The sequence below is a fragment of the Nonomuraea basaltis genome, assembly GCF_005893125.1.
GTDB classification, from domain to species: domain Bacteria; phylum Actinomycetota; class Actinomycetes; order Streptosporangiales; family Streptosporangiaceae; genus Nonomuraea; species Nonomuraea basaltis.
Map to the genome: position 1 here is coordinate 1 of NZ_VCJS01000417.1, position 5,667 is coordinate 5,667.

Sequence of the window (5,667 nt, forward strand, 5' to 3'; positions counted from 1 at the left end):
GGGCCAGTGCCCATTGGTCATGCGACGCCTTGGTGATCGCCCCGGCCCACCGCGCCGACGAGAGCGCGGTCAGCTCGCGTTTGCGCTCTGCCCACCGGTCCGCGTCGTGCGCCAGCCCGTCCCGGCAACGCACCGCAAGATCCTTCGAGGCCAGCGAGCCGAGATGCGCGCCCACCAGCCGGAGCACCGTCTCGTCCTGGGCGGTCAGCCCTTTGAGACGATCGCGGACCGCCACCCCGGAGGGAGCGGCCGCGATGAACGGCGCCTCGATCGGCCGCAGCTCAGCCATGCGCCGTGGCCTCCAGCGTCGTGCGGGCACCACTCGTCGCCGGGCGGGGAGCACCCAGCGAGGTCGCCACATGCCGATCGCGAGCGCGTCGGGATGTCTGCATGGCCTCCACCCCACCTCCCCAACTTTACCGAGCGTGACCGTTAGACTACCGGCATTGGACTCTGCCGGGTAGAACATGCGAGCGATACACGAGCCCCTCATCGGCCCATGCGGCCGTGGCCGTCACGTTCGCTCGACCCGCACGCTCGTCCCTCCGCAAGGTTCACACCCTGACCGCGGCAACAACTCCTGCGACCTCGTGAACACCTACGCATGCTCAAAGGGCAACCGTTGCCGACCCCCGGACGTGAGCTCACTGCCGTCTCGTGATCCGATGGACGGCTCGTACATCCCCTGCGGGGTTCATCGCGCGGGTGAGATGATCGACACCGATGCCGCAGGCATCCACCACAACACCGCAGTCTTCCGGTACGTCGAGTCAGTCGCAGCCGCAGCCATCGCAGGCACAGCCATCCTCGCCCTGGCAGCAGGAGCAGCAGTTGCCGCAATTGCCGCAGCAGTCGCAGCCGGAGCAGTCGCAGCGCTGGCAGAAGGAGCCCTCGCGGTCTTCGTCCCAGTCAGGCCGGTACAGGCCGCATGTGCAGCAGGTCAGCGCGGCGCACGCCAGCGACAGCAGCCCGCCGGGGTCCCGCTTCGGCGGCCGCCCTCCCGGCGGCGCGCCCGGGTCGCCGGGCGCGTGTCCGGGCTGGTGGCCGGTGCCGTGCGTCCCGGCGGTGGCGAAGGCTCGGGAGACGGCGCTGCCGGTCTCCCGCACCAGCAGGGCGCGCGTCAGGCCGGGGCGCAGCAGGTCCAGCCCGTCCACGGCGGCGCGCAGCTCGGCGTGCGCGGCGTCGCAGTGGCGGCGCGCCTCATCCAGGCCGGTGCCGGTGGCGGCCAGCGGGTTGTATGCCCCGGACGCCCGGTCATCGGCCAGGTCCTCCACCGCGTCGATCAGGTGGGCCAGCCTCCCGAATCCGCGCCCGGCCGCCTCCAGTACCTCCCGGTTGTGCGGCTTCCCCGCGAGTACCGCGGTGTGCGCGAACGCGGCGGCCACGGCGTCCTCGGTGGGTCCCGTCAACTCCCGTAAACCGGGCGCCGCGGCGCTCCTCGGGGGCGCCTGGGCCGGGGAGCGTTCCAGGAGGGCCTGGCGGTCGGCCGCCGCCGTCAGTGGGGTGGGGTCGAACCCCAGCGTGCCGGCCATGGCAGTGCCGGCCGAGGACCAGCGGCCCGCCAGGCGGGTGGCGCCGGCGGCCACCGGGCGGCGGGCGTACACGCCATCCCCGTCTGCCACGTGGTCGCGCACTTTGCCGGCCGCCAGGAGCAGCGACACCGAGGCCGCCAGCCGCACGCCCTCGGCCTCCACCACGTCGGCGCCCTTGAAGCCGCGCAGCGCGCACGCGCCCGCCCGCCGGCGTGGCGCGGACGCGGGCGACTGGGCCTCGGTGAGGACGGACACGAGCAGGCCGTCGTAGTTGGTCACCAGGCGAGACAGGTGTCCGTGCTCGTCGCGGAGCGCCAGGCAGAGCCCACACAGGTGGCCCATCCAGTCCGCGTAGAGCCCTTTGCACATGACGTGCCGACACGGGCGGACAATGCCGAACATACGTCCCCTTATATGCGTATTACCGAGCCAACCGTAGCACCGGACCGCCGGAAGATACCGCGGCGGCGAACGGGATCCCCGGAAGGCTGTCAGGCTACGTCGGCCGCCGGCGCGACGACGGCACCGACCAGACCATTCATGATCTTTTACGGTGACAGGTGCGCGAGCAGGCCGACCCGCACGAGGATCCCAGCCGCAAGCGTGCACGGCAACGCCATCGGATCGGCGCTGCTGGACAAGGTCGCCGCCGACAACCCCAGCGTGACGAAAGCGGGGACGGACTTCGGCGCGCTGATGCTGCACCGCCGGCGCGGGGGCCGCCCCCGCGCTGCCCGGCACGCCAACCTGGTGCTCCATGAGGCGACCGCGCTCGGCACGGAGGTGGCCGGTGAGCAGCCGCCAGACTTCTTATCCGGGGAACCATCGAAGGGCGTGTCGGCGCCTGAGCGTGGCAGGCAGCCGGGTGTGTTCGTCCACAACCGCGTCTGTGAGTTGTTTGCGTGTCAGCCCTCGTGCGGTGCTCAGGTTGGCGCCTTTGAGATTGGCGGTCTTGGGGTTTGTCCCAGTCATGCTGGCCTCACTGAAGTCGGCGCCCTCCAAGTCGGCGTAGCTCAGGTCGGCGCGGTCGAGGCGGGAGCCGTGGAAGGACGCCCCCGGCAGCTTGGCGTGGGACAGCCAGGCATCGCGCAGGTCGGCGTACCTGATCCAGGCCTGCGGAAGGCGAGCAGCCACGAGGTAGGCGTACCGCAGTGAGGCGGCATCCAGTGCCGGCTCGGGACAGCTCACCCCGGTGAAGTGGATGCCGTCCAAGCGGCTGGCAGTGAGCTGCAACGACAGCGGGCCGAGGCCTTTGCTCAACTCCATGGCCAGCCCGAAAGCGGTTGTGATGTCCGCTCGCAGCGCGGGACCGCGTAGCCCTGAGGCGGGATCGACAAAGCCGCGGAGCCGAAGTCCGCTTCGCCTGGACAGCGCAGCCGCGCGGCGGCTCTCATCCGTGACGTACTGGCACAGGATGGACGCGATAGCCCGCGCGTCGCGTGGGGAGTCGGCGGCGATCCTGCGCAGCGCATGCAGCGCACCGAGCCGCACCGCCATGGAGGGGCTGCCTAACTGGGTGACAGTTTGGGTGAACCGGTCGGTGATGTGCGACTGCCTGCTCAACAGGTAGGTGCGCGCGGTGAACGCTAGGGAGCCGCCCGCGCCTAAGGCGAGCAGCAGGGTGATGAGCGCTGTCCGAGCGTCGTTGCGCACCTCGGCGAGCGGCTGGCCGGTCAGCTTCAAGCCGGGGTCTACCAGAGTGATGGGAAGCAGCCACAAGACCAGCACGCACAGCAGCAGGGTGCCAGCACCGAGGGCAACGTACACAAGCATCGCTCTGCGGCGGGGCGTGCCGACCTGTTTCCTGAACCTGACGAAATTCGGACCACCACGCTCCGCTGGCGACGGTCATGCCTCGCCGAGGTCGGTGTTCGAGCACGAGGAACGAGTCACCGAGCACCAGGTGCTCGGTGAGGCCGTCGGACAGGCGCAGGATGGCCACGGTCGCCGACGGACCGATAGGGTCGGCGACGTCGCAGGTGTTCCGGTGAGCGTCCGTCACCTGCTCGATGGCCTCGGCGAGCAACGCCGAAAGGCTGCGGTCCCGCACGAGTGACAAGAGGCTGAGGAGGCTGCCTCCCAGGCGGCTGGCGTACCAGGCCACGCCGTGCCGGCAGATCGATTCGGTGCCGGAGATGCCGGCGCCGTCGATCAGCCGGTTCGGGCATACCTTCGAGATCGTCCGCGCGGGCGGACGGTGCGGATCGGGGAACGGCGTACGCGCGAGAGGGGCGGAGCCGGTCGGCGCAGCCCTGCCGCGAGCTCGTTCTCCGCTGCGACGTGGCCCGGCCAGCCCGTGCGCCACTTCGGCGGCCAGTGTGGCGGTCGTGAGGGTGTTTGATCGCTCTCGTTAGAGGTCGGGGGAGGCGTCGATCGTGCCGGCACCGTGGCGGCGTGCATTGTTAAGGATCTTGGTCAGAGCCGAAGACAGCAGCTTCACCTCCTCCTCCGACAAGCCCTCGGTGATCTGCCGTTCCAGCGTCTGCCGATCTGCTAGGACGGGGTCACGCAGGCGGCGTCCTTTGTCGGTCAGGTAGAGCCGTACGAGCCGCTGATCACTTTCGTCCCGCTGGCGGACGAGTAGCCCGGCGGCGCCCATCCGGGTGGCCATTTTCACGACGGTCGGCGTGGTGACGTTCAGCAATGCGGCCAGTTCGCCGGGCGTGCGTCCCTCCTGCTGCCACAGAGCGGCCAGCACGAGGTTCTGGCCCAGGTGCAGTCCGTGTCGCCGGGGGGACACACTCGATAAGTACATGCCGTTCACGGCTTCCGCCCGGCTCGTTCTTCCTGGTGGGGAGGGCTGAGCGGTGGATTCCGGTATTCGCGCGGTGCGCAACATCCAGCGTACGACTATCGCGGGCGTCACGCTCTTGGCCGTGATCGCGGCGGTCGTCTCTTTCCGCCACATGCATGAACTCTGCCTGCGTCATGGAGAGGACCCCTTGGCGGCGGTGCTGATCCCGCTCGCCGTCGACGGCACGATCGTCGTCGCCTCGATGTCCATCCTCCTGGCCAATCGGTACGGCTCCCGCGGCGGCACGCTGGCCTGGACCCTTCTCGTGGTCGGCAGCCTTGCCAGCCTCGGCGCCAACATCGCGGTCGCCGAGCCGAGCCTGATTGGGCGCATCATCGCGGCGTGGCCGAGTGCCGCCTTGATCGGCAGCTACGAGCTCTTGATGTCTCAAATTCGCCGAGCTTCTGCCGAGGGACCTGCTGCTGAGCAGGTCGATACGACGGAGACGAACGAACCGGTTCATGACGATGACCACGATTCCTCAGGGTCGCCGGATCCTGATGGCTGCGGAGCGGGAGACCTACGTCGAACGGCCTGGCAGTGGGCCTTGGCCCATCGCCTGCCCGATGGGGCTCTTCCATCGGGCAGGCTCATCGCTGAGCAGTTCGCGCGGAGTGCTCGATGGGGTCGCTGGATCAAGCGGATAGGTCTCGAGGGAAAGCTCGCGGAGCATGATCATTCCGCTGTCGTATGACTCGGTGAGTCACCAAGAGGTACGTCTCTCGGATCATGCCATGACGGCGGCTGTTGCTACGGTGCAGGAAGCAGAGCGTCGTGAACTCCTTCGCGATTGAGGAATCGATCAATACCCTGACGTGCGCTTCTGCACGACTGGCGAACTGCTGCAAAAATGGCGTTATCTGTAGGTTGTGCCACAGTGCCTGACCTGTGGCTTTACCTTGGGGGTTACTCATCACCCTGGAGGGATCGCAACCCGACCCGCATCGCCGACGCGAGGCGTTGCGCCTCCGGGTCACTCATCACCCTGGAGGGATCGCAACGAGCGTAGGCCGGTGAGGCTTTCGTAGACCTTCCGGTCACTCATCACCCTGGAGGGATCGCAACAAGGGCGGCGGTGCGGTCACGTCCACGGCGAACGTGGTCACTCATCACCCTGGAGGGATCGCAACATGTGGCCGGCGGGCGGGGCCACGCCCCACGGCGGGTCACTCATCACCCTGGAGGGATCGCAACGCGCGCACCCACACGCCTTCTGAGGGGCCTCGGAGATTCCGGACAGCGTCTGGTGGTCTGACCTACGCTGCGGACCGCCGGGTCAGGTACTGGTCTTCGACTTCTTGCGGAGTCTGATATCCGAGTCCCGAATGCAGACGCTTGCGA

The 5,667-nt window shown here is 68.7% G+C and carries 4 protein-coding genes and 1 pseudogene; 1 reads left to right on the plus strand and 4 read right to left on the minus strand.

Features of this window, described 5'->3' with window-relative positions; translation table 11 throughout:
- The 4 genes and pseudogenes from EJK15_RS67225 to EJK15_RS67240 form a co-directional block, all read right to left on the minus strand.
- Window positions 1–289: pseudogene (locus EJK15_RS67225) on the minus strand (IS200/IS605 family accessory protein TnpB-related protein); the annotation flags it as partial.
- Window positions 290–770: 481 nt separating this feature from the next.
- Window positions 771–1,934, minus strand: a complete 1,164-nt coding sequence (locus EJK15_RS67230; RefSeq protein ID WP_138720586.1) for a DUF5685 family protein — start codon at window positions 1,932–1,934, stop codon at window positions 771–773.
- Between the two features lie 408 nt (window positions 1,935–2,342).
- Window positions 2,343–3,305 carry a pentapeptide repeat-containing protein gene (locus EJK15_RS67235; protein WP_138720587.1) on the minus strand — a complete coding sequence of 321 codons (963 nt, stop codon included), beginning with the start codon at window positions 3,303–3,305 and terminating at the stop codon, window positions 2,343–2,345.
- 577 nt (window positions 3,306–3,882) lie between these two features.
- The gene (locus EJK15_RS67240) at window positions 3,883–4,272 is read right to left on the minus strand and encodes a MarR family winged helix-turn-helix transcriptional regulator (protein WP_240778102.1); all 390 of its coding nucleotides are present in this window, start codon (window positions 4,270–4,272) and stop codon (window positions 3,883–3,885) included.
- Window positions 4,273–4,339: 67 nt separating this feature from the next.
- Between EJK15_RS67240 and EJK15_RS67245 the strand changes: the two genes are divergently transcribed.
- A complete protein-coding gene (locus tag EJK15_RS67245) occupies window positions 4,340–5,020 on the plus strand; it encodes a DUF2637 domain-containing protein (protein WP_240778103.1) in 681 nt (226 codons plus the stop codon).
- The last annotated feature ends 647 nt before the right edge of the window (window positions 5,021–5,667 follow it).

Coding starts and splice junctions, on each gene's coding strand:
- EJK15_RS67230 (WP_138720586.1), bottom strand. CDS start 1,934: ATGTTCGGCATTGTCCGCCCGTGTCGGCACGTCATGTGCAAAGGGCTC.
- EJK15_RS67235 (WP_138720587.1), bottom strand. CDS start 3,305: ATGCTTGTGTACGTTGCCCTCGGTGCTGGCACCCTGCTGCTGTGCGTG.